This is a genomic window from Allopontixanthobacter sp., assembly GCF_034376665.1.
Taxonomy (GTDB): domain Bacteria; phylum Pseudomonadota; class Alphaproteobacteria; order Sphingomonadales; family Sphingomonadaceae; genus Allopontixanthobacter.
This window is the reverse complement of record NZ_JAXMJI010000059.1, coordinates 1-20,726: the sequence shown is the minus strand read 5'-3', so window position 1 is coordinate 20,726 and position 20,726 is coordinate 1. Positions and strand designations below refer to the sequence as shown.

At 63.4% G+C, this 20,726-nt stretch carries 16 protein-coding genes and 1 tRNA gene; 3 read left to right on the top strand and 14 right to left on the bottom strand.

Annotated elements, in window-relative coordinates:
- Nucleotides 1-42: 42 nt before the first annotated feature.
- Complete coding sequence (locus U0988_RS06155; protein ID WP_322291746.1) at nt 43-2,268, bottom strand: TonB-dependent receptor; 2,226 nt, start codon at nt 2,266-2,268, stop codon at nt 43-45.
- Nucleotides 2,269-2,606: 338 nt separating this feature from the next.
- Nucleotides 2,607-2,683 (bottom strand) — tRNA-Arg (locus tag U0988_RS06150).
- Between the two features lie 71 nt (nt 2,684-2,754).
- On the opposite strand from U0988_RS06150, the gene U0988_RS06145 reads away from it, so the two are divergent.
- Entirely contained in the window at nt 2,755-3,474 is a 720-nt protein-coding gene (locus tag U0988_RS06145) for a queuosine precursor transporter (RefSeq protein WP_322291745.1), read from the top strand.
- 15 nt (nt 3,475-3,489) lie between these two features.
- Here the strand turns inward: U0988_RS06145 and U0988_RS06140 are convergent, their stop codons facing one another.
- The 11 genes from U0988_RS06140 to U0988_RS06090 all read right to left on the bottom strand — a co-directional run bounded on the left by U0988_RS06140 (nt 3,490) and on the right by U0988_RS06090 (nt 15,841).
- Nucleotides 3,490-5,049: a Ppx/GppA family phosphatase gene (locus U0988_RS06140; protein WP_322291744.1), complete on the bottom strand. Its 1,560-nt coding sequence runs from the start codon at nt 5,047-5,049 to the stop codon at nt 3,490-3,492.
- Nucleotides 5,049-7,211, bottom strand: coding sequence for an RNA degradosome polyphosphate kinase (locus U0988_RS06135; RefSeq protein ID WP_322291743.1), 2,163 nt, complete (start codon nt 7,209-7,211; stop codon nt 5,049-5,051). Before U0988_RS06135 ends, U0988_RS06140 begins: the two co-directional genes overlap by 1 nt.
- Before the next feature lie 135 nt (nt 7,212-7,346).
- A complete protein-coding gene (gene virB11, locus U0988_RS06130; protein WP_322291742.1) occupies nt 7,347-8,372 on the bottom strand; it encodes a P-type DNA transfer ATPase VirB11 in 1,026 nt (341 codons plus the stop codon).
- A gap of 7 nt (nt 8,373-8,379) precedes the next feature.
- Nucleotides 8,380-9,489 (bottom strand): TrbI/VirB10 family protein, encoded by a 1,110-nt coding sequence (locus U0988_RS06125; protein ID WP_322291741.1) that lies wholly within the window; start codon nt 9,487-9,489, stop codon nt 8,380-8,382.
- A 2-nt stretch (nt 9,490-9,491) separates the two neighbouring features.
- Nucleotides 9,492-10,295, bottom strand: coding sequence for a TrbG/VirB9 family P-type conjugative transfer protein (locus U0988_RS06120; protein ID WP_322291740.1), 804 nt, complete (start codon nt 10,293-10,295; stop codon nt 9,492-9,494).
- On the bottom strand, nt 10,292-11,521 hold the full coding sequence (locus tag U0988_RS06115) for a type IV secretion system protein (protein WP_322291739.1): 1,230 nt from the start codon (nt 11,519-11,521) through the stop codon (nt 10,292-10,294). Before U0988_RS06115 ends, U0988_RS06120 begins: the two co-directional genes overlap by 4 nt.
- Nucleotides 11,518-13,974, bottom strand: coding sequence for a VirB4 family type IV secretion/conjugal transfer ATPase (locus tag U0988_RS06110; protein WP_322291738.1), 2,457 nt, complete (start codon nt 13,972-13,974; stop codon nt 11,518-11,520). The genes U0988_RS06115 and U0988_RS06110 overlap by 4 nt, the downstream gene beginning before the upstream one ends.
- A gap of 39 nt (nt 13,975-14,013) precedes the next feature.
- Nucleotides 14,014-14,295 carry a type IV secretion system protein VirB3 gene (locus tag U0988_RS06105; RefSeq protein WP_322291737.1) on the bottom strand — a complete coding sequence of 94 codons (282 nt, stop codon included), beginning with the start codon at nt 14,293-14,295 and terminating at the stop codon, nt 14,014-14,016.
- Between the two features lie 6 nt (nt 14,296-14,301).
- Nucleotides 14,302-14,601, bottom strand: coding sequence for a TrbC/VirB2 family protein (locus U0988_RS06100; protein ID WP_322291736.1), 300 nt, complete (start codon nt 14,599-14,601; stop codon nt 14,302-14,304).
- A complete protein-coding gene (locus U0988_RS06095) occupies nt 14,602-15,192 on the bottom strand; it encodes a lytic transglycosylase domain-containing protein (RefSeq protein WP_322291735.1) in 591 nt (196 codons plus the stop codon). It abuts the gene before it with no gap.
- Between the two features lie 253 nt (nt 15,193-15,445).
- Nucleotides 15,446-15,841, bottom strand: a complete 396-nt coding sequence (locus tag U0988_RS06090; RefSeq protein ID WP_322291734.1) for a hypothetical protein — start codon at nt 15,839-15,841, stop codon at nt 15,446-15,448.
- A gap of 265 nt (nt 15,842-16,106) precedes the next feature.
- Between U0988_RS06090 and U0988_RS06085 the strand changes: the two genes are divergently transcribed.
- On the top strand, nt 16,107-17,678 hold the full coding sequence (locus tag U0988_RS06085; RefSeq protein WP_322291733.1) for a hypothetical protein: 1,572 nt from the start codon (nt 16,107-16,109) through the stop codon (nt 17,676-17,678).
- Between the two features lie 141 nt (nt 17,679-17,819).
- Nucleotides 17,820-20,471, top strand: a complete 2,652-nt coding sequence (locus U0988_RS06080) for a TonB-dependent receptor domain-containing protein (RefSeq protein ID WP_322291732.1) — start codon at nt 17,820-17,822, stop codon at nt 20,469-20,471.
- Nucleotides 20,472-20,489: 18 nt separating this feature from the next.
- Here U0988_RS06080 and U0988_RS06075 read toward each other — a convergent pair.
- Nucleotides 20,490-20,726 (bottom strand): helix-turn-helix domain-containing protein (locus U0988_RS06075; RefSeq protein WP_322291731.1); only part of this gene is annotated, 237 nt, incomplete at its 5' end.

Genomic DNA, 20,726 nt, shown 5'->3' with positions numbered 1-20,726 from the left:
TGCTGACGGAGAGCACCAATAGCCCACCAAGCGAAGCACCCCCTATGATCCGCCAAATGTCCGCGAGAACTTGAGCCCGAATTCACTCGCATCGTTGCTCAGGATATTGAGGACATAGGGTCCCACATCCAACACCGCCTGAGTATAGCGTTCATCGGTGATGTTCTTGCCATAGGCAGAGATCGACCAATCGGCATCTGTTGGTTCATAGGTAATATTGAAGCCCAGCAGATCGCGGCTTTCGATGAATGCCGTGGCGGCGTTGTTGGGCTGGCCCTCCATGCTGCTGCGGTATGAGTAATCGACCCGCGTGGTGACCGTGCCGCCCGGCAGGTCAAATTCAACCTGCGGGCCGATGGCGATGGTCCATTTCGGCGTCAGCGCAGCGCGATTGCCGTTTTCAAGGCTGCTTCCCTCTTCGACATTTTCAAACTCTGAATCGATGTAGCCGACCGATGTATTCAGAGAGAAATTCCCATATCTGATGTTCCCTTCCCACTCTATGCCGACTGACCGCAGATCACCTGCATCGTCCGTCACCGTGATAAAGCCGTTGGGCCCGATCGTGCTGACCTGGGCAGGGAAAGAGCTGTACTTGGTATAGAAACCTGAAAGCGCCATTTGCAGCCAGGGAAGTGGTTCACCCTTGATGCCGGCTTCATAGTTGGTTGCGGTTACCGGATCGGTGGCAAAGAATGTATCGGCACCGCCGAACGGTCGCGCCGGGAATTGCCCCGACTGATAGCCGCGCGCAACCGTTCCGTAGATGTTGAGATCGTCTGCCAGTGCGTAGGTGGCAGACGCCTCCCACGTCACCTCGTTGAAGTCTGCCGAGCCCCCGAATTCCGGCGCAAAGCCCAGGTCTGCGGTCGCTTCCTTGCTGTCATCGGTATAGCGAATGCCGCCGGAAACGCGCAAAGCATCGGTCACCTGAACCCCGATATTGCCAAAGACAGCATAGCTCCGCGTTTGCTGGGTCTGTTCGAAAAGTCCGCCGCCAAAGCTGTTGAACGTTGTCGGCTGCTGGAAATTGAACCCTTCCTCGTCGAAATAATAGAGACCACCGACGTAGTCGAAGATGCCGGATTGCCCGCTTATCTGGAACTCGAACGAATATTGCTCAGCCTCGCCGATTTCGGGGAATGAGAGAAAATCCAGTTCGGCGCCGTCATCATCGAGGCCGCCCTCATATTCGGAATGTCGATAGCTGCCGATCAGCTTCAGATCGAGATTATCGGCCAGCGCATATTCGATAATGCCGCTGAAACCGTAGGCGGAATTTGTGGCCTGCGCCAGATCGGCCTGCCCCGAATTTGAATCGAACGGGTCTTCGGCTTGGCTGGTAACCGGGTCCAGCCCGCCTGCACAGGCGAGAGCAAACGGGCCGAAAAGATCGGCAATGTCTGCCGCTGTGCAACCACCAGGCGGCACTTTGATCGTCGTGGTGAACGGGCTTTGGCCGTTCTTTCCGTCGTTTCCGTCTGCTGTAAGTCTGATCGACAGCCGGTCACTGGGGGTCCATTTCAGCGCCACGCGGCCTGAAATATCCTGAAGTTCGCCAACCCGCGCTTCGGGATTGGGGATGTTGAGGAAATCACCAATTCCATTCCGCCTGTCGATCCCGATACTGAAGGAAGCCGCCAGCGTTTCGGTCAATCTTGTGTTGGCATAGGCGTCACCAGCCAACCGGCCACGCGTGCCGGCTTTCAAATTGATCGTCGCAAGTTCCTCGTCCCCGGGCTGCTGCGTGATGATGTTGATGGCACCGCCAATCGAGTTGCGGCCAAACAGAGTGCCTTGCGGTCCGCGCAAGACTTCCAACCGCTCGATATTCGACAGGCTGAGGTTCTGGCCGATCTGACGGCCGAGATATACGCCGTCCACATAGACGCCCACGGTCGGGTCGATCACGATCAGGTGATCCTGGAAGCCAATCCCGCGGATGCTGGGGAATTGCGAACTGGGGTTACCGGCCCCGAAATTGGTGACTGTCAGATTGGGAACATATTTGCCAATATCGATGATATTGTCGGCATTGCGCTGCTCGAGAGCTTCCGGACCAAACACCGTTACCGCAACGGGAGCCTCATAGACGTTCTGCTCGATACGTTTCGCCGTCACGATGATTGTATCGAAATTGCCTGATGTGGCTTGGTCGGCATCGACCGGCGCCTCCTGGGCCAAAAGGCCATTTGGAATTACGCCCAAGGCAACGGCTGCCGTTGTTCCGGCCAACCAGGTACGGAATTTCATTTTATTATTGTTCATGTAATAATCCTCCCATTGCCAAATGAGCTGCACTCTCTTTTAACAGTGCTATTTGCGACCAGCTGGCATTTGTAACATCGAGTGACTGGCGAGACATTCCCCCCAGAGGGTTCTGGTGTCTCGCGCAGCGCTTAACCTTGTGTATTCCTTTGACGACCGCGGGGTCGGCCAAAGTCGTAGACGGTAAATCCGGGGACACGCAATTGCCCGGAACACTAATTCTGGGGACACATCCGGGGATACCAATTCCGGGGATACATACCGATTGGCAAACTTCGGCCCTCCCGGCTTGCGGATATGGCGCCGCTCCGCCCCGCACCCCTCACCCCGCCAAAAAATGGTGCGCCCGGCAGGACTCGAACCTGCTACCTCAAGATTAGAAGTCTCGCGCTCTATCCAGATGAGCTACGGGCGCCTGGCGGGTTGCCGCCTCCGGGGCCATAGCGTGCTTTTCCGATTGGGCAAATCAGGATACGCACCGCCGCGATGAGCAATCCCGATTCCCGCCAGCGCTTTCGCTATTTCGATTTCGTGCTGGCAGCCTTCGTCACCATCCTGCTGCTGTCAAATGTGATCGGCGCGGGCAAGGTCGCGGAGGTGGATTTGCCGGGCATCGGCTTGTGGCCGTTCGGCGCAGGCGTGCTGTTCTTCCCGATCAGCTATGTCATCGGCGACGTGCTGACCGAGGTGTATGGCTATGCCTATGCCCGCCGGTGCATCTGGGCGGGCTTCGCGGCGCTGCTGTTCATGGCGTTCATGGCGTGGGTGGTGGTGGCGCTGCCGCCCGCAGCGAACTGGGGCAACCAGGCAGCTTACGAGGCGGTATTCGGGCAGGTGCCGCGGATCGTGCTGGCCTCGATCATCGCCTTCTGGGCGGGCGAATTCGTTAATTCCTATGTCCTCGCCAAGATGAAGATCTGGACCCGCGGCAAGATGCTGTGGAGCCGGACGATCGGTTCGACGGTGTTCGGTCAGGGCGCCGACAGCGCGCTGTTCTATCCCATCGCCTTCCTTGGCGTGGCGGGATGGACGAACGAGCTGGTGGTGCAGGTGATCTTCACCCAATGGGCGATCAAGGTGGCGTGGGAAGCGGCGCTGACGCCGATCACCTACGCCGTGGTCGGCTGGCTGAAACGGCGCGAAGGGGTGGAGATATTCGACACCGACACCGATTTTTCGCCCTTCGCCAAGGTGGCGCAGCCGTAGCGCCTTTTTTCGCAATCAGGCGACCGCCGGAATATCGCCGAACGCGTAATCGGTGATCCGCACGATCGTGGCGTTGGGCACGATTTCGATCCGCGAGTCCATACCCAGGCGGTCTGCCAGCAAGCGCAGGTCCTTCTCGGTCAGCGGCCCGACCAGACTGGCGTGGCTCTGTTCGAGGGTGAGCACCAGCTGGCCGCCTTCGATCGCCAGATTGCTCGCCTGGAAGGCCCGCCGGGACAGCGCGCCGAGGCGGCGGCACAGGCGGATCGCCAGGCCCCATGCGATGGCGACTTCCAGCCGCTCGGTCGTGGTCAGCTGGGTGATCCTGCGGGGCAGATCGCAAGAATTGCCATTGGCCGATACCGCCGCGGCGAGCATCGCCCGGTCCGGCGCATCGAGCGCGATCCAGCGCTTGTGCAGCGCCCAGTCCACCGCGGCGGCGGTGCGCAGGTTCGGTTCGGTCTGCATCGAAGCGAGCGAGAGCATGGTCGCCGCCAGCCGCAGCCGCTCCGACCCCTGCCACCCCGGCGGCAGGGCATCGACCGTCCACCCGGCCACCCGCGTCGCCAGCGTCGCCGGGCAGCCATGCTGCGCCGCGAACACCGCCATCCCGGCCAGCAGCGGGTCCTGACCCTTGGCATAGGGCTCCAGCCGGTCGAACAGCAGCCCTTCGCGCAGGCCCCAGGATGAAAACACGATCCGGTCCGGCTCCAGCCGCTTGAGCAGCGCGCCGAGCAAGGCACCTGCATCGGGCAGCGTGGCGGACCGCTGGCTGGAAATGCGCGGCGTCTGGCGCAGTGTGGCGGAATCGCTGTCCGCGATCTGCGCGGCGAGCTTCAGCGCATCCTCGCGCGATAATTCGAGGCCATGCGGGTCCGACAGCGGGTGGGCCTGCGCGTGCATCGCATAGACGGCCATCGCCCGCCAGGTGCCGCCGACCAGATACAGCGGACCGCCGATCGGCGCGTCCCATCCGGCCGATTTGAGCATCTGCGCCGCGACTTTCCTGAGGTCGGGCACCTTGTCGCCGCGCAGTTCGGGCAGCCGCAGCGTGCCCAGCGGCAGTGTCGCTTCCGCCCCGCATTCGCCGCCCGCAATATGCACCAGTTCCAGGCTGCCGCCGCCGAGATCGGCAACCACCCCGCTGGCGCCCGGAAACGCGCCGATCACGCCCATGGCGCTGACCCGCGCCTCCTCCTCGCCTGACAGCAGGCGGGGCTTGAGGCCAAGCGCGCGGACTTGCTCGAGGAATTCAGCGCCGTTGGATGCTTCGCGAACAGCAGCAGTTGCCACCGCTTCGACATCGGCGATGCCAAGATCATCGAGGATCAGCGCATAACGTCCCAGCCCGCGCATGGCGATGTCGATCGCCGCATCAGCCAATCGGCCCGTCTTGCCGATGTCGCGGCCGAGCTTCGCCACGACCTTTTCGTTGAGCAAGGTAACGGGCGCGCGCGGCGATCCGCCATAGAGGACCATGCGGACGCTGTTCGAACCGATATCGATGATCGCCCGCTGCGCGGTATGGCCGGAGAATTTGCCCTCCCGATCCGATTTCCTGCCCCGCAGCGGCATCAGACGGCTCCCTTGCGCAGCGCCAGATTGGGCACGCCGCCCAGTTCCAGTGCGTCACCGCGCCCCGAGAGCGAGGGGTTGGTCATGAAATAGCGGTGGCAGTTGAACGGCTTTTCGCCCGGTTCCATACGTGTGTAGCTCCCGTCCGGTTGCAGTTCCCAGCTTTGTTCGGTGTCGAGCAGATTGGCCAGCAGAACCTGCTGCAGCACCTGATCGTGCACTGTCCGGTTGCGGATCGGGACCAGGCATTCGACCCGCCGGTTGAGATTGCGCGACATCGCGTCCGCGCTGGAAATGAACACCTTGGCCCTTTCACCCGGCATCTTGTAGCCGCTCGCGAACGCCCAGATGCGGCTGTGTTCCAGGAACCGGCCGATGATCGACTTGACCCGGATATTTTCCGACAGACCGGCAACCCCAACCCGCAGGCAGCATATCCCGCGGATGACCAGCTGGATTTCCACCCCCGCCTGGCTGGCGGCATACAGCCGGTCGATCACGCCTTTGTCGGTCAGCGAATTGAGCTTGGCCCAGATCGCCGCGGGCCGCCCGGATTCTGCGTTAGCGATTTCCCGGTCGACATGGGCATAGAGCGTTTCGCGCAGATTGATCGGCGATATCGCCAGCGCTTCAGTCCGGTGCGGTTCGACATAGCCGGTGACGAAGTTGAACAGCTTGGCCGCATCGCGGGTCAGTTTGGGATCGGCGGTGAAGAAGCTGAGATCGGTGTAGATCTTGGCCGTGACCGGATGATAATTGCCCGTTCCGAAGTGGCAATAGGTGCGAAAACCGCTTTCCTCCCGCCGGACCACCAGCGAAACCTTGGCGTGGGTTTTCCAGTCCACGAAACCGTAGATGACCTGCACCCCGGCGCGCTCGAGCTGGCTGGCCCACAGCAGGTTCTGCTCCTCGTCGAAGCGGGCTTTCAGTTCAACCACGGCGGTAACCGACTTCCCCGCTTCGGCAGCGGCGATCAGCGCCGCGATCACGGGGGACTGGTCGCCGGCGCGGTAGAGGGTTTGCTTGATCGCCACCACGTCGGAATCGGCGGCCGCCTGGCGGACGAAATCGACCACCACTTCGAAACTTTCGTAGGGGTGATGGATGATGATGTCTTTTTCCCGGATCGCGGCGAAGCAATCGCCGTCATGTTCCAGGATGCGTTCGGGATAGCGCGGGCTGTAATGCGCGAACTTCAGGTCCGGGCGGTCCTCGTCGACGATATCGGCCAGCCCCGCGATGCCCATCATTCCGGCGGTCTTGACGATGGAAGCGTCGTGGATTTTCAGCTGATCGCGCAGCAATTGTTCGGCGGCGGGCTCGAAATCGGCCTCGATCTCCAGCTGGATCACCTGCCCGCGGCGGCGGCGCTGGATCGCGGTGCGGAAGGTGCGGACCAGATCTTCTGCCTCTTCCTCGATTTCGATGTCGCTGTCGCGCAGCACTCGGAACGCCCCGTCCCCGACAATGGAGAAGCCGGGAAACAGATGATCGGCGAACCGGCAGATCAGTCGCTCGATCGAGATATAGACGGCATCTTCCCCCGGCACCCGGACAAAGCGGGGCACGCCGGAAGGTATCAGGATCATTTCCACCACCTGCTGCCCGTCACGCTGGCGGGTGAGCGTGAACAGCAGGCCCATGCCCTGATTGGCGACGAAGGGAAACGGATGCGCCGGATCGAGCGCCTGCAGGGTCAGGACCGGGGCGATTTCCTCGAGGAAATGGGCCTTCAGCCAGCCGTATGCGCGGGTGTTGATGCGTCGTTCGTCGGCGATATGGATGCCGGTGTCCGCCAGGCTCGCCTGCAGGCTGCGCCAGCTTTCCTGCTGGACCCGGCCCAACCGGGCCACCCGGTCGCGGATGGCGGACAGTTGCTGGGTCGGGGTCTGCCCGTCGATCGAACGGCGCTCGATCCCCCGCTGCGCCTGCCCGACCAGACCGGCCACGCGGATCATCATGAATTCATCCAGATTGCTGCCCGAGATGGACAGGAACCGCAGCCGTTCCAGCAAGGGGTAATTGGGATTGCAGGCTTCCGCCAAGACGCGCTCGTTGAACGCCAGCCAGCTGAGCTCTCGGTTCACATAGGTGTCGGACGCATCCTCCGCCGGGGCCGGCAACTCGTCGTCGTCCTGGGTAGCAATGGCGGCGCTGCTCATGGTTCCTGCCCGCCGAAGATGCGGGTCACTCCGAAGGGAAGACAGGGTGTCACGATTGGAGCGCTCGATCACGCGTGTAAATCCCGAGATGCTGCCTGACACATGGGTGTCATATTCACCGCAGGGCGTGAACCCTCAAACCAGATCGCTGCTTTTCGCAATTTGCGTAATCCCGCGTTTGCCCTGTCCATCGCGGCCGAGTTGCACGAACACGTCGATCACCGAGGCCGCATAGGCAATGGTGTCGCTCCGGGTCAGGCCGATCCCGGTCTGCATGACCATCAGCGCCAAGTGTTCGAGCGCGCCGGGCAGGCTGTTGGCGTGAATGGTCGAGAAACTGCCCGGGTGGCCGGTGTTGATCGCGCGCAGGAAGCTGACACTTTCCGCGCCGCGGAGTTCGCCCAGCACGATCCGGTCGGGGCGCAGGCGCAGCGCCGCCTGCAGCAATTCGTTGGCGGTAACCTTTGCCTCGCCGAGCTCGCCCTTGACCGCGACTAGCCCCACGCCGTTTTCCCCCGGCAGCTTCAGCTCCGGCGTGTCCTCCACCAGCACGACCCGTTCGTGCCGCGGAATCTCGCCGAGCATGGCGTTGAGAAACGTCGTCTTCCCGGTCGAGGTGCCGCCGGAAATCAGGATCGTCTGCCGCTGCCGGATCGCCGCGCGCAGATAGGCGATCGGTTCCAGCTGCGGATCGGGCATCGCGGGTTGCTGCGGCGGCGCCAGCGGTCCCGCGTCATAGGCATCAAGCGGCAGGTCGAGACGGCGATGCCGGCGGATCGCCATCACCCAATGCTTGCGCGCGGCGGGCGGTCCGCAAAACTGGACGCGCGCACCGGTCTGGCCGGGTCCGGCAGGCAAGGTCGCCCCCAGCAGCGGATGTTCGCGGTTGATGCCCTGATGGCTGACCCGGGCGACCTGTTCGGCCAGCCGCTGGATCAGCCGGTCGTCGATTTCCGGCACTTCCAGCCGCTGCATTCCCGGCGACGCGGCGTCTTCGATCCACACTTCGCCGGGCCGGTTGACCATGATTTCGGTAATCGTATCCCGGTCGAGCCATTGGCGGAACGGTGCGAGATAGGCGTCGAGATAGACGCTGCGCTCCGCAACCGCCGCAGCCTGGCGGGCTTCGTCGGCCTGGAAAGGATGGATGTCCGCGCTCATCCCGGCATCAACTTCCGGAAACCTGCGAGAAATCCAGATCGCGCGCGGTGAACACCCGGATCGGTTCGCCCTGGCGCACCCGCACGGTCGGGCTGATTTGTCCGTCCTGCTGCAGCGCCGTGGACGCCGCGCTCTGCCCGCCGCCGAGGATTACCGACGTTCCGCTGGACGCGACTGCGGTCAGCCCGCCGATTACCGACAGCAGCATGGCCGAACCGAAGCGCTTGAAGAAATGGCTGTTCACGTCGCCCGCCAACCCGGTGGTGCCGTCAAACCCGACCGCCGGGGATGCAAGGTTGACCGACGCGCCATCGGGCCGGATCAGTCGCGTCCAGATGACATAGGCGCGCTTCTGCCCGCCCTGCAGGCCGGACTGGTATTGCCCGATCAGCCGCGAACTGCGCGGAACGAGGATATTCTTGCCGTCAAAACTGCGCACGTCCTGGCTGACCACTGCCCGGACATAGCCCGGCACGTCGGTTTCGATCGCGGTTTCGAGGATCGCCGGGATCAATGTGCCCTGCGTGACCGTGGTCTGCGGATTGCTCATCGCGACAGCCTGAGCGGTGGCGCCGCCCACGCCCCCGATACGGCTGGCGAAATCGCTCGCGCTTCCGCCGGTGGCGGGCGCGCTCGCCGCCCCGGGCGTAGGTGCCATGACCAGCGGGACCGCCGCGCCGCTCGCGTCGAACACCACGGTCGGACTGGCATAGGGGTTCATCGCCACGCCCGGATTGGCCATCGGCGGATTGGCATAGACCGGCGCGGGCGCGGGGTCGGCCATCGGCTGGATCGTTTGTGGAACCGCCGCGGCAACAGGCTGGATCGGTTCCGGAGCGGGAGCGGCCGGCGCGATCTGCGGATTGCCGACACCTTCCGGCTCGGCAATCCGGGCGGAATTCATGCTCCACAGCGTGACCGCACCGATCAGCCCGACAATTGCCACCCCGGCGGCAAGGCCGAGGCCGTCGGAACGGTTCTTGCGCTGGGTAACCGCCGGGAAGGAATTGCGGCTGGCGAGATCGATGATCTCCGCCGTTTCCTGTTCGCGCGGATCGACATCGGCGGCCGTATCGTTCGTGGCATTGCGTGCGAGATTGCTGGACGCGAGGCGCATGGTCACGATCCTTTTGCTTGCGCGAAGATATTGGAGGCGGCGGCGGAAGGCGAGGTCACCACCGGACGCGGCGGACCTTCGTTGATCAGCGTGGCGAGGCTGTCGCCCGAGCGCAGGACAATCTCCGCCGGGACACCGTCCACCACGATCACATTGCCGCGTACGGCAAAGTTCACCGGTCCTTCGGTACCCTCATGGTCCTTGACCAGGATTGCGGGAATTCCCTGACCATCGGGCCAGGTCAGGAACGTGGCGTTGCCATCGTCATAGGTGCGGGAGGGCAACAGGTTGCGGTCGCCCTTCCGCGCCCATTCGAAGTTCAGCTGTGCGGGATCGACCACGGCATAAGGATCGGTTGCCGCGGCCATTTCAGCAGCACTGGCGGAGCCGTCCAGCACCGGCTGTTCGGGCTCAGGCTCCGGCGGGTAGGTGAAGCGCAGCACATACAGCGGCTGCGCCCGCGGGCTGGCGACGAGATCGAACAGATAGGTTCGCCGGTCGGTCACCACCGTCATGTTGGTACGCGCCGTGGGGGAAAGCGGCTTGATGAACAGCAAATCGGCGCGCTTGTTGGGGGTCACCTGCCAGGCTTCGGAATCGCCGATGGCGACGTTCTCGATCCGCTCGTCCTCGGCGAAGGCGATGGTGGCCTGAACCTTGGTTCGCCCGTCGATACGGACAACTTCGGCGGGATCGTACAGCCGTTCCACCAGCCGCGCGTCCTGCGCGAAGGCGGCAGGCGCGGCCAGCAGGCTGGCGGCAAGCAGACCGGACAGCAGGGGCGCGAGGGTAAGGGCGCGGGTCATTGGAACGTCTCCGTCTTGGAATTACCGGCGGCAGCAGCGGGCTTGGTACCGGGCGATCGGAACCGGGTGCCGATACCTCGGGTACGGGAGGGATTGCCGGTGAGCGGCTGAACCTGGCCGGAACCGGCGGCATTGGTGAATATCCGCGTTTCGCGCGATGCGGCGGGGGCCAGACCGGTGCCTGGATCGTTGGCCGGGGCGCCGGTCGTCACCGCCGAAATGGGTATCTGCCGCGAGGGCGAACCGACGGTGCTACCGGCCGGGACCGGGGCCTGACCCGCCACGCCGCCGGTCTGCGCAATGGTGTAAACCGTCTGGGTTCCGCCCTCCGCAAGCCTGTCCGGCACCAGTCCGAACACCCGCCAGCCGGACACCATCGTGGCCGAAACCTTCAACACCATGATCATCAGCGCGACATGCACCGCGCCGATCATGAAGAACGCCATCGCCGGCCGCGCGGCAACCTCGCCGGGGGTCAGCGCGAGGGAGGACAGCACCGGGACCGCCAGTTCCAGCATCACGCTGCCGCCGAGCACTGCAAACAGCGGCGTCAGCGCCAGCATCACCACGCCCTTGAGCCAGCCGGTGAAAAGCCCGCGCGTGCCGTTGAACAGCGCCATGACAACGAAGACCGGCCCCAGCGCGACCAGCACCGCCAGCCCGATGCGCGCGGTCACCAGCACCCCGACGGTGCCCAGCAGCAGCAGCATTGCGCCGAGCCACAGCATCCCCTTGGGCGAAAATGCGGAAATGTTCTCGCCCGCGCCCGCGCCCGCGCCTTCCTGCCCGCCAGCTTGCGTCGTGGTGGCTTGCTCGATGGCAGTAAACACGACGTCGATCTTGTTGGCAAAGGTCGTCGTGGCGGAGCCTGCATCGCCGGTCAGGGTCGAGGCGAGATAGTCCGGTGCGGCAATCGCCAGGTTCCACACCACCGCCTGATACGCGATCCAGCTGGTTGCGAAGGTCACCACGAGGCCGAGGGTGATCATCCGCGGCACCATCGAACGCACGCTGAGATTGGTCCGGCCCAGCAGCAGACCGATCGCGAACAGCGCGATGAACAGCCCCAGCAGGATCGTCAGCACCGGCCCCAGCGCGCCGCCGGGGGCGAACAGCCGCCCGAATGCTTCGCCGGTCATTTCCGCAGCGACGCAATCGACGCCCTGCAGCGCGGCAGCTACGCCGTTGCCGACCGCATTTGCGGCATCCTGGCAGTTGACGTTCACTCGGCCGCCTGCTGCATCGGCAGTTCGCCGATTTCCGGCAGGTCGATGTCCGGCTCTGCGCTATTGCCGCCGGGCCAGGCCTGCCCGGTCAGCGCCGGATACCAGTCCGCCGGATTGTCGCCCAGTGCCGCGCGCAGCACGTCCAGCCTCCTGACGGAGCTTTCACGGCCCGACAGTATGGTCAGCACTTCGGGCGCGTTGGACATATCGAGCCGGACGACCACCGAGGCGTCGGGCTGGCGCACCAGGAAGCAGCGGCTATGCGCTGGCAGCGTGCGGATCAGCGCCAATTCGTGTTCGGTCAGCCCGAAACCATCGCAGTAATCTTCCGGCCGGGCGCGCGAATTGGGCATGAAGATCATCGTCGCGGTCTGCTCCACCAGCGCGGTGGAAATACGGCTTTCCAGCGCATCGCGGGCGCTCTGGGTGGCGAAACCGACCAGAGCATTGCGTTTGCGCAGCGTCTTGAGCCAGTCGCGAATGCGCGCGGCGAAGACATCGTCGTCCAGCGCTTTCCAGCCTTCGTCGATCAGGATCATGGTCGGATGCCCGTCCAGCCGTTCTTCGATCCGGTGGAACAGATACATCATCGTCGGTGTGCGCAACCGCGGATTTTCCAGCAGCGCAGTCATGTCGAAGCCGAGCACCCGGTTGCTCAGGTCCAGCCGGTCTTCGGCATTGTCGAACAGCCAGTTGTTCTCGCCCTCCATGATCCACGCCGAAAGCCGGTCGGACAAATCGCCCGGCTGCGGGCGGCGCGCACCGGAAAGCAGTTCCTTGAAATGGCGCAGGCGGCGCAGCGAGGGATCGTTGCCATAGGTGGCATCGACAGCCTGCGCGATGGTCGCCAGTTCCTCCGGTCCCTCCGCCTTCAGCAATACGCCGAGCCAGTCGCGCAGGAATGCGCGGTTCGCTGCCGTATCGGGCAAGGACAGCGGGTTGAAACCGGTCGGTTCGCCCGCGCTGATCCGGTCATACCGCCCGCCAATCCCGCGGACGAACAATTCCGCGCCGCGGTCCTTGTCGAACAGGATCGTGCGCGGCTTGAACTTCTGGGCCTGCGCGGCGAGGAAATTCATCACCACGGTCTTGCCCGAACCGGACGGGCCGATGACCGAGAAATTGCCGAGATCGCCGTGGTGGAAATTGAAGAAGAACGGGGTCGCGCTGGTGGTTTGCAGCAGCGTGACAGCGTCCCCCCAATGGTTGCCGCTCGCCTGACCCAGGGCAAAGCCGTGGAGCGATCCGAAGCTGGCCATATTGGCGCTCGAAATCATCGCGCGGCGGACGATATAATGTTCGTTGCCCGGGAACTGCGCCCAGAAGGCGGGCTCGAGATTGGTGTCCTCGCGGACTACGATCGCGCCGGTATCGGCCAGCGCGGCGGCGCAGGCGGCGGTCGCTTCGTCGAGCTGCGCCAGATCGGGCGCGCGGACCTGGACCGACAGGTGATGATCCCCGAAACCCACCGCGCCATTGCCCAGCGCATCACGCGCGGCGAGCATGTCGGCGCGTTCGGCAGCGGCATCTTCGTCCACCGATCGCAGCCGCCGGATAGCCAGATCCATCCGCTCGCGCGCGGTCTGGCGTTCGGACGGGGCGTAGCTTTCGCTGACAATCATCTCACAGGGCAGCCGCAGCAGCCCGTCCAGCAGGCCCGGCGAGGTCGCGTCGGGATAATCCTTCAGGCTGAGCATGGCGGAAAAATCGGGCGCGCCGCTGCCGCGCAGCTCCATCGCATCCAGCCCGAAACTGGCCCGGCGATAGGGCAGCATCTGGCCGATATCGGTATCGTCCGAAGGGCGGCGCACGGGCCGCATCTCGCCGTTATACAGCGCGCTCAGCAGTTCGAGAATTTCGTTGTTCGTCCGGTCGGTCGATCCGGTATAATCGCCCAGCAATTGCGCGTTATAGGCCCCGAGAGAGGCGATCATTCCGGTCGCGGCGGCTTTCAGGCTGCGGATGTCCCGGGGGTCAGCCTCGACTTCGGTTTGGCCCCCAGAACGAGTGGCGCGGTTCCACATTTTCGCCAGCCGCTCTGCCAAGCCTGCCTTGCCCCGCGCGGGCCGACGGATCAGCGTAATGAACTGGTCGTTGATGAACAGCGATCCGCTGCCCAGCCGCTGTTTCCACCGCGCATCGATATGGGCCGACAGCGCATCGTCGAATTCGGCTTCGAGATCGATTTCCACCCGCCGGCGGATGATGTGGTGATACAGCGCAAAGCGTGCGTCCAGCGTGCTGCGCAGCATGACCTCCCGCGCCGCGGCATGGGCATTCAGCGCCGCGCTGTCCTCGGTTTCGAACAGCAGGCCCGGCACCTGGATCGCCGTCATCACCGATCCATCGCGCAGCAGCATGGTGTGCTGGTCGATGAGCCGGGCATAGGGCAGCCGGTCGCCCGCGCGGGCTTCCTTCGCGCTCCAGGCAGCGGCTCCGATCCACTTGCTCATGGTCTTGCGGCCCTCCTCAGGCCAATATCACTGGCGCGTTCACGCGGCATAGCTGTTGCAGCCCCAGCGTTTCCAGTTTTTGACCCGGGGACACCGGCTGACCTTGGTCAGCCAGATATCGAACACCCGCGGTTCCCGCAGGCACGCGAAATAGCCGATCACGTGCAGGATCACCGGCACCGGCAGGATCCAGAAACTCTTGAAAATCAGGAACGCCTCACCCGTCACCAACAGATTGAGGATGAAGAAATTCATCGTCACCCCGGCAAACATCTGCGGGCGGGTCAGAGCGCGGTGAACGGGGTGGCGGACGAGTTCCATGCCGCATCAGCCCCCTGAAACGCCCTGGATACCGGCCACAATCGTGCCGGCCCCGAACAGGATGAAGATCCCGATCACTACGGTCGCGCCAAAACGCCAGTTCATCCGGCCGGTCAGCATCATGAAGCCGACAGCGGCCACGGCCATCACCGCCACGGCGGTCGCCACATTGCCAAGCAGCGTCCCCTGCAGCCAGCCCAGCGCGGCAACGATCGGGCCGGAGCCCTGCGGATCGGCAGTCTGCGCCAAAGCGGCGGTCGGACTGAAGGCCAGTGCAAGTGCAGTCAGGCGGGAAATCACGCGCATTTACTCGGTACTCCGGGAAGGATTGGACAGCCGGCCGATCACCGACACGACGTAATTCTGGGTTTCGCGAATGCGCGGAATGCCGCCCGCGCGGATGACCCTGCCCGGCCCGGCATTATAGGCCGCGAGCGCTTTTTCCAGGTCACCATCGAAACGGTCGAGCTGCTGGCGCAGATAGCGCGCGCCGCCTTCAAGATTGGCAAAAGGATCGTCGGGATCGACCCCCATTTCCCGCGCCGTGCCCGGCATCAGCTGCGCCAGCCCGCGGGCGCCGACGGGGGAGCGGGCGTTGGCCTGCCAGCGGCTTTCCTGCCACACCAGAGCCTCGATCAGACTGGGGCTGAGATCGAAGCGCGCTGCCAGTTCCTGGACCTTGGCGGCATATTGCGGCGGGATGTTCGCGCCGCGGCGCGCAGGGTCCGCAATCGCGCCAGCGGGAAGCGGGTAATCCGCCGCGAGTTCCACGGCCGGTATCGCTGAAGCCATGATGTCCGATGCAGGCACAGCCCGGTTGGGGCCCGCAATCCAGCGTGCACCTTCATCGCCTATTTCCAATACATCCGCACTGGCGGGCGCCGCCATCAGAGCCATGCCTGCAAGGATCGCAAGCCGGCCCGGAACCGAAAGAATCATAAATCGCTCCGTGTGGCCCCAATGCTTACACTACATGACAAGTCGGTGACAGCAAGATGGTCAGGGCCCGGTGCGGGTCAGGTGGTGCGGCGCAAATTGAGCTTTCGATGCCCCCATGAAAACGGCCCGCCCGGGACATCCCCCGACGGGCCGAAATAATTTCTCAACCGGCCTCTCTACCCCCGCCCCTTATGGGGCATGGCGGCAAGGCTCAGCGGGACGCGACCCGGCCATTGGTGCGGAATTCGCCGCGGTCCAGCATCGCCAGGGCGCGGCGGGCAAGATCGCGTGAATCCATCCAGTCCCCTTGGACGGTTTCGAGCCGGTAACGCTGCTGGTTGCGGGCGGCGGCGGTGAACATTTCCCGCGCCGTCTGGTCATCCCCGCGGCGAGCATAGGCAATACCCAGATTGATCAGCCGCGCCGGATCGTCCCTCTCGAGATCCGGGTTCTGCTCGATCCGTTCGATGGCCGCGATGTTCTTGCCGTCCGCCAGTTCCTCGTATGCCACATCGACCGGCGCAACCGTGGATGCATCGGCTTGCTGCGCGACCTGCGTCGGCGCGCCAGCCAGCAACACCAGTGCGAGCGTTGTACCAAGTGCCATCGACCATCTCCTCAACAATTCCCGCCAGAATAATGCGCGGCGCAAAGGCTGGCTGCAACATAAATGTAACAATGTCATCGAACTGTAATATTCGAGCTACCGGCAAATACCGGAAAGATGACAGAACTGTCTTTTTCCGGTCATATTGCAGTCACTTACTTCAAACCGACATGTTGCAAGCAAACTGTCACTTAGCGTCCGTAGCGGATGATTCGCGGCACCAAGTCGCATTCCTGATTCTCGGTATTTGAGGGGCCCGCTGCTCGTGACATCATTCCATCGCACACTCATCCTCGGCTGTAGCACGTTGGCACTCGCCGGTTGCGGCGCCGACGAGATTTCCTCGCCCGGCACAGGCGGAAACATCACCATCAACAATCCGCCCGCCCCCGCCCCGACGCCGACACCCACCCCAACCAGCACGCTGGTCACGCCGGCCAATGGATGTCCGACCATCGCCGATCCACAAGGGCTGACCGACGATGGCACGATCACCGGGCCGACCGGAGAGTACCGGGTCTGCACCATGCCCGCGCGGTTCAATTCCTCCGCAACGCTGCCCTTCGTCAGAGGCCTGCTGTACCGGATGAACGGCCGGGTCGATGTCGGCACCGATGGCGGCCCTGCCCCTGACGCGACGGACGGCCTCAGCGACACCAACATCACGTTGACGATCGAACCCGGCGCGATTGTCTACGCCAGCGGATCGTCCTTCCTAATGGTCAACCGCGGCAACCGGCTGAATGCCATCGGCACCGCGGCACGGCCGATAATCTTCACCAGCCGCGACAATGTCCTCGGCCTCAACAGCGATGCGTCCTCCGGGCAATGGGGCGGCGTCGTTCTCGCCGGCCGCGCACCGGTCACCGACTGTATCGCGCCGGGCGCGGTTACCGGATCGGTGAACTGCGAGCGCCAGGTCGAAGGCGCCGCGCAGCCGGCAGTCTTCGGCGGCGCGACCACCACCGGCAGTTCCGGCACGATGAGCTACGTCCAGATCCGCTATTCGGGCTTCGTCCTCTCCGGCGATTCCGAGCTTCAGTCCCTGACCACTGGCGGCACCGGCAGCGGAACCACCTTCAACAACATCATGAGCTTCAACAGTTCGGATGACGGGGTCGAGTTCTTCGGCGGTTTCGTCAACATGACCAATCTGATCGTGGTCGGTTCGGAGGACGATTCGATCGACACCGACACCGGGGTCAAGGCCAACCTCCAGTTCGTGATCGCTGTCCAGCGCGCGGGCGCGGGCGACGGCATCATCGAAGCCGACTCCAGCAACACCGGCAACGATTCGCTGCCGCGCCAGAACACGCAGATTTCGAACGCGACCTTTGTCCAGCGGCGGACGAACGATCAGTCCATCCGTCTTCGTGGCGGCACGGATTACGCCATCGTCAACAGCATCCTGATCGATGGCTCGGCCGGAACGCCGTGCCTGCGTATCGACGATAGCCAGACCATCCGCGCGGCCAACGCCGGGTTGGATGATGTCGGCGTTCCCCGTTTTGAATCCTTCGTCCTGGATTGCGATACCGCCTTCCGCGCCGGTAGCGGCGGCGTCACCCTGGCGGACACGCAGGGCATCTTTGGCGCGGGTTCGAACAACAATGCGAACTACACCAGCACCCTGACCATGACCTTCGTCAACGGAGCCACGGAAAACGCCCTGACCCCGTTCGATCCAACGGTGCTGTCCAGCTTCTTCACCAACGCCGGATTCGTGGGAGCGGCCCGGGCGAACGACACGTGGTTCCAGACCTGGACCTGTAACTCGTCGACGGTCTCCTTCGGTGCTGGCAACACCGGTGATTGCACCTCGCTTCCGGTTTTCTGATCGCATGAAAATGCAGGCCGGGGCGCTCCGTTTCCGAACGGTCGCCGCGTCCTGCATTTTCGGCATTCCTGGATTATTTGCGCCGCGCCTTGCGGCCGGTTCGACAGAACGGGCCAAGACACGTTGAGAGGGTCTCATACCATGACCAAAGGACAGCCACTGACGGCTCTTCTCCTGATGACGACAGCGCTGGCATGGCCGGGTGCCGCGATGGCGCAGGCGGTCGAAACGCCCCCCGAACCGGCACTTGCGGAAACTCCGCCGAGTGACGAAACCGTCGAGGATACGGATATTTCCATCCCCGGGGGCAGCGAGATCATCGTGACCGGGCGGCGAACGCGCGATGTGACGCGCAGCTCGACCCAGGTCGTATCCGTTCTCAACAGCGAACAGATTGCGCGGACGGGCGAAGGCGACATTGCCGGGGCTCTGGGCCGGGTGACCGGGCTTTCCGTCCAGGGACAGGGCTTCGTGTTCGTGCGCGGTCTCGGCGACCGCTATTCGCTTGCCTTGCTCAACGGACTGCCGCTCCCTTCTCCGCAGCCGCTCAGCCGGGTGGTCCCGCTGGACATCTTTCCAACCAGCATGATCGCATCGTCGCTGGTGCAGAAGACCTATTCGGTCAATTTCCCGGGCGAATTCGGCGGCGGGGTAATCAATCTCACCACCCGCGCCGTACCCGAGGAAAGCTTCGTCAAGATCAGTGCCGGCATTAGCGGTGACGAACAGACCACCTTTTCCAGCGGCATCGATCATTACGGTTCGGATTTCGACGCTTTCGGCTTCGACGACGGGACCCGTGACGTTCCGCCCGCCTTGCAGGCGTTTTTCGACAGCGGTGCCCGGATCAGCGACCTGGGTGTCGACCAGCAGGAAATCGCCAAGCAGCTGGGCAATCCCAACCTGGTCCTGACGCAGCGCGTCGGCACCCTGCCCGCCAATTTCTCCGGCGGAGTTTCGGGCGGCACGTCGTGGGATGTCGGATCGGACGGACGGCTCGGTGTCATCGCCACCGCTTCCATCAGCAACAAATGGCGCAACCGCTCGATCACCCGGCAACTGGCTTCGAATGCGGACCTCGACCTGGACCGGGATTTCCGCGATTTCGTGACCGACAACCGCATTCTCGTGAATGGCCTGCTCGGCGTGGGCCTGGATCTGGGCGAGCACACATTTCGCTGGACCAATCTGTATATTCGCGACTCGCTCAAACAGTCGCGGCTGGCGATCGGCGAGGATCTTCGCAACGATGACAGCGAATTCATCCAGGACACCGCGTGGTACGAGCGGCAATTGATCAACAGCCAGTTCGTGGGTGATATGGAATTCGGCGATCTGTCGCTCGATCTGCGCGGCAGCTATGCCCAGACGCAGCGCGAGGCTCCGTACGAATATTCGTTCGAATATGTCCGCACCAACCTCGCGGCGGACCCGCTGGGCGACAGGTTCATCAATGTGCTCGATCGCCAGACCGGCACCGCCTCGGTCGCGTTTTCGAACCTCAAGGAAGAACAGTGGTACGGCGGGATAGACGCCGGCTACCCGCTCACCGACTGGCTCCAGCTCTCGGCCGGTTACGCCTATACCGATACCAGCCGCTTTTCGGCGCGGCGCGAATTCCTGTTCGATGCCGGAACCGATTTTCCCGATGCGGTCGGCGCCTTGCGGCCCGATCTACTGCTGGGCGATGCAGTCATCGATTTCTTCAACATCGGACTGATCGAAACGACCCAGTCGGACCCGGCATTCAGCGCCGGGCTGGAAGTTCATGCCGTCTATCTCAAGTCGCTGCTGACGCCGATCAGCGGGGTCACGATCGATGTCGGTGTGCGGTATGAAGATGCCGTCCAGACCGTCGACCCGGTCGAAGTGTTCGCGATTCCGCTGGGATCGAGCAGTTCCACGCTCATCGCCAACGATTACTTCCTGCCCGCCGCCACGATTACCTGGGAAGCTGTTGAATCGGTGCAGATCCGCGCCAATGCGTCGCGTACGATCGCCCGGCCCCAGTTCCGCGAGCTGGTGTTCCAGACCTATTTCAACCCGGAAAACAACCGCCGCTTCAACGGCAACCCGTTCCTGCAAGACAGCGAGCTCACCAACGCCGAAATCCGCGCCGAATATTATTTCGGGCGCGACAACCGGCTGGCGATTGCCGGGTTTTACAAGGACATCAAACGGCCGATCGAAGTGTTTTCGAACTTCAACGACAACGAACAGGTGTTCGGTTTCGCCAATGCTCCATCGGCCACGCTCTACGGGATCGAATTCGACGTGCAGTACGGGTATGACCTGATGGATCTGGGCGGATGGTTCGAAAGCAAGCGGGCCATCGCCATCGCAAACTATACCTATACCCAATCCGAATTGCAGGTAGTCGATGGCGATACGGCGCAGGTCTTCCCCTTCGCCGAACAGCCCGCCAGCAATTTCTTCCGCGACGGCGTGCCGCTGACGGGGCAATCCGACCACCTGGTCAATCTGCAGCTTGGCCTCGAAGACACCGACCGGCTGCAACAGATTACCCTGCTGGTCGCTTACGAAAGCGAGCGCGTCACCAGCCGCGGCACCTCATCCCTGCCCGATATCATCGAAAACCCCGGCCTTACGGTCGATCTGGTTGCGCGGCAGGGAATCAATTTCGGCAGTATCCCGCTTGAGTTGAAACTGGAGGCCCGCAACATCTTCGGGCGCGACAATTTCGAATTTCAGGATAACGGCACGACCCGGATCGAAATCAATTCCTATGAAGTCGGCCAGAGCTTCTCGTTCTCGATATCTGCCGAATTCTGACCTCGAGCGTAATCCGGATCACCCGGCGTCGAAGACATATCCGAGCGAGCGCACCGTGCGCAGGGGATTGCCCGCGCCCGCAGCCTTCAGCGCCCGCCGCAGACGCCCGATCCAGACATCGACCGTCCGTTCGTCAACCGCCGGTTCCTGCTTGCCCAGACCGGCGATCAAGTCGCTGCGCGACAGGACCTGGTTGGGATTTTCCGCCAGGAAACGGAGCAGCCGGAATTCATTGGGCCGCAGGGAAATGGGGGT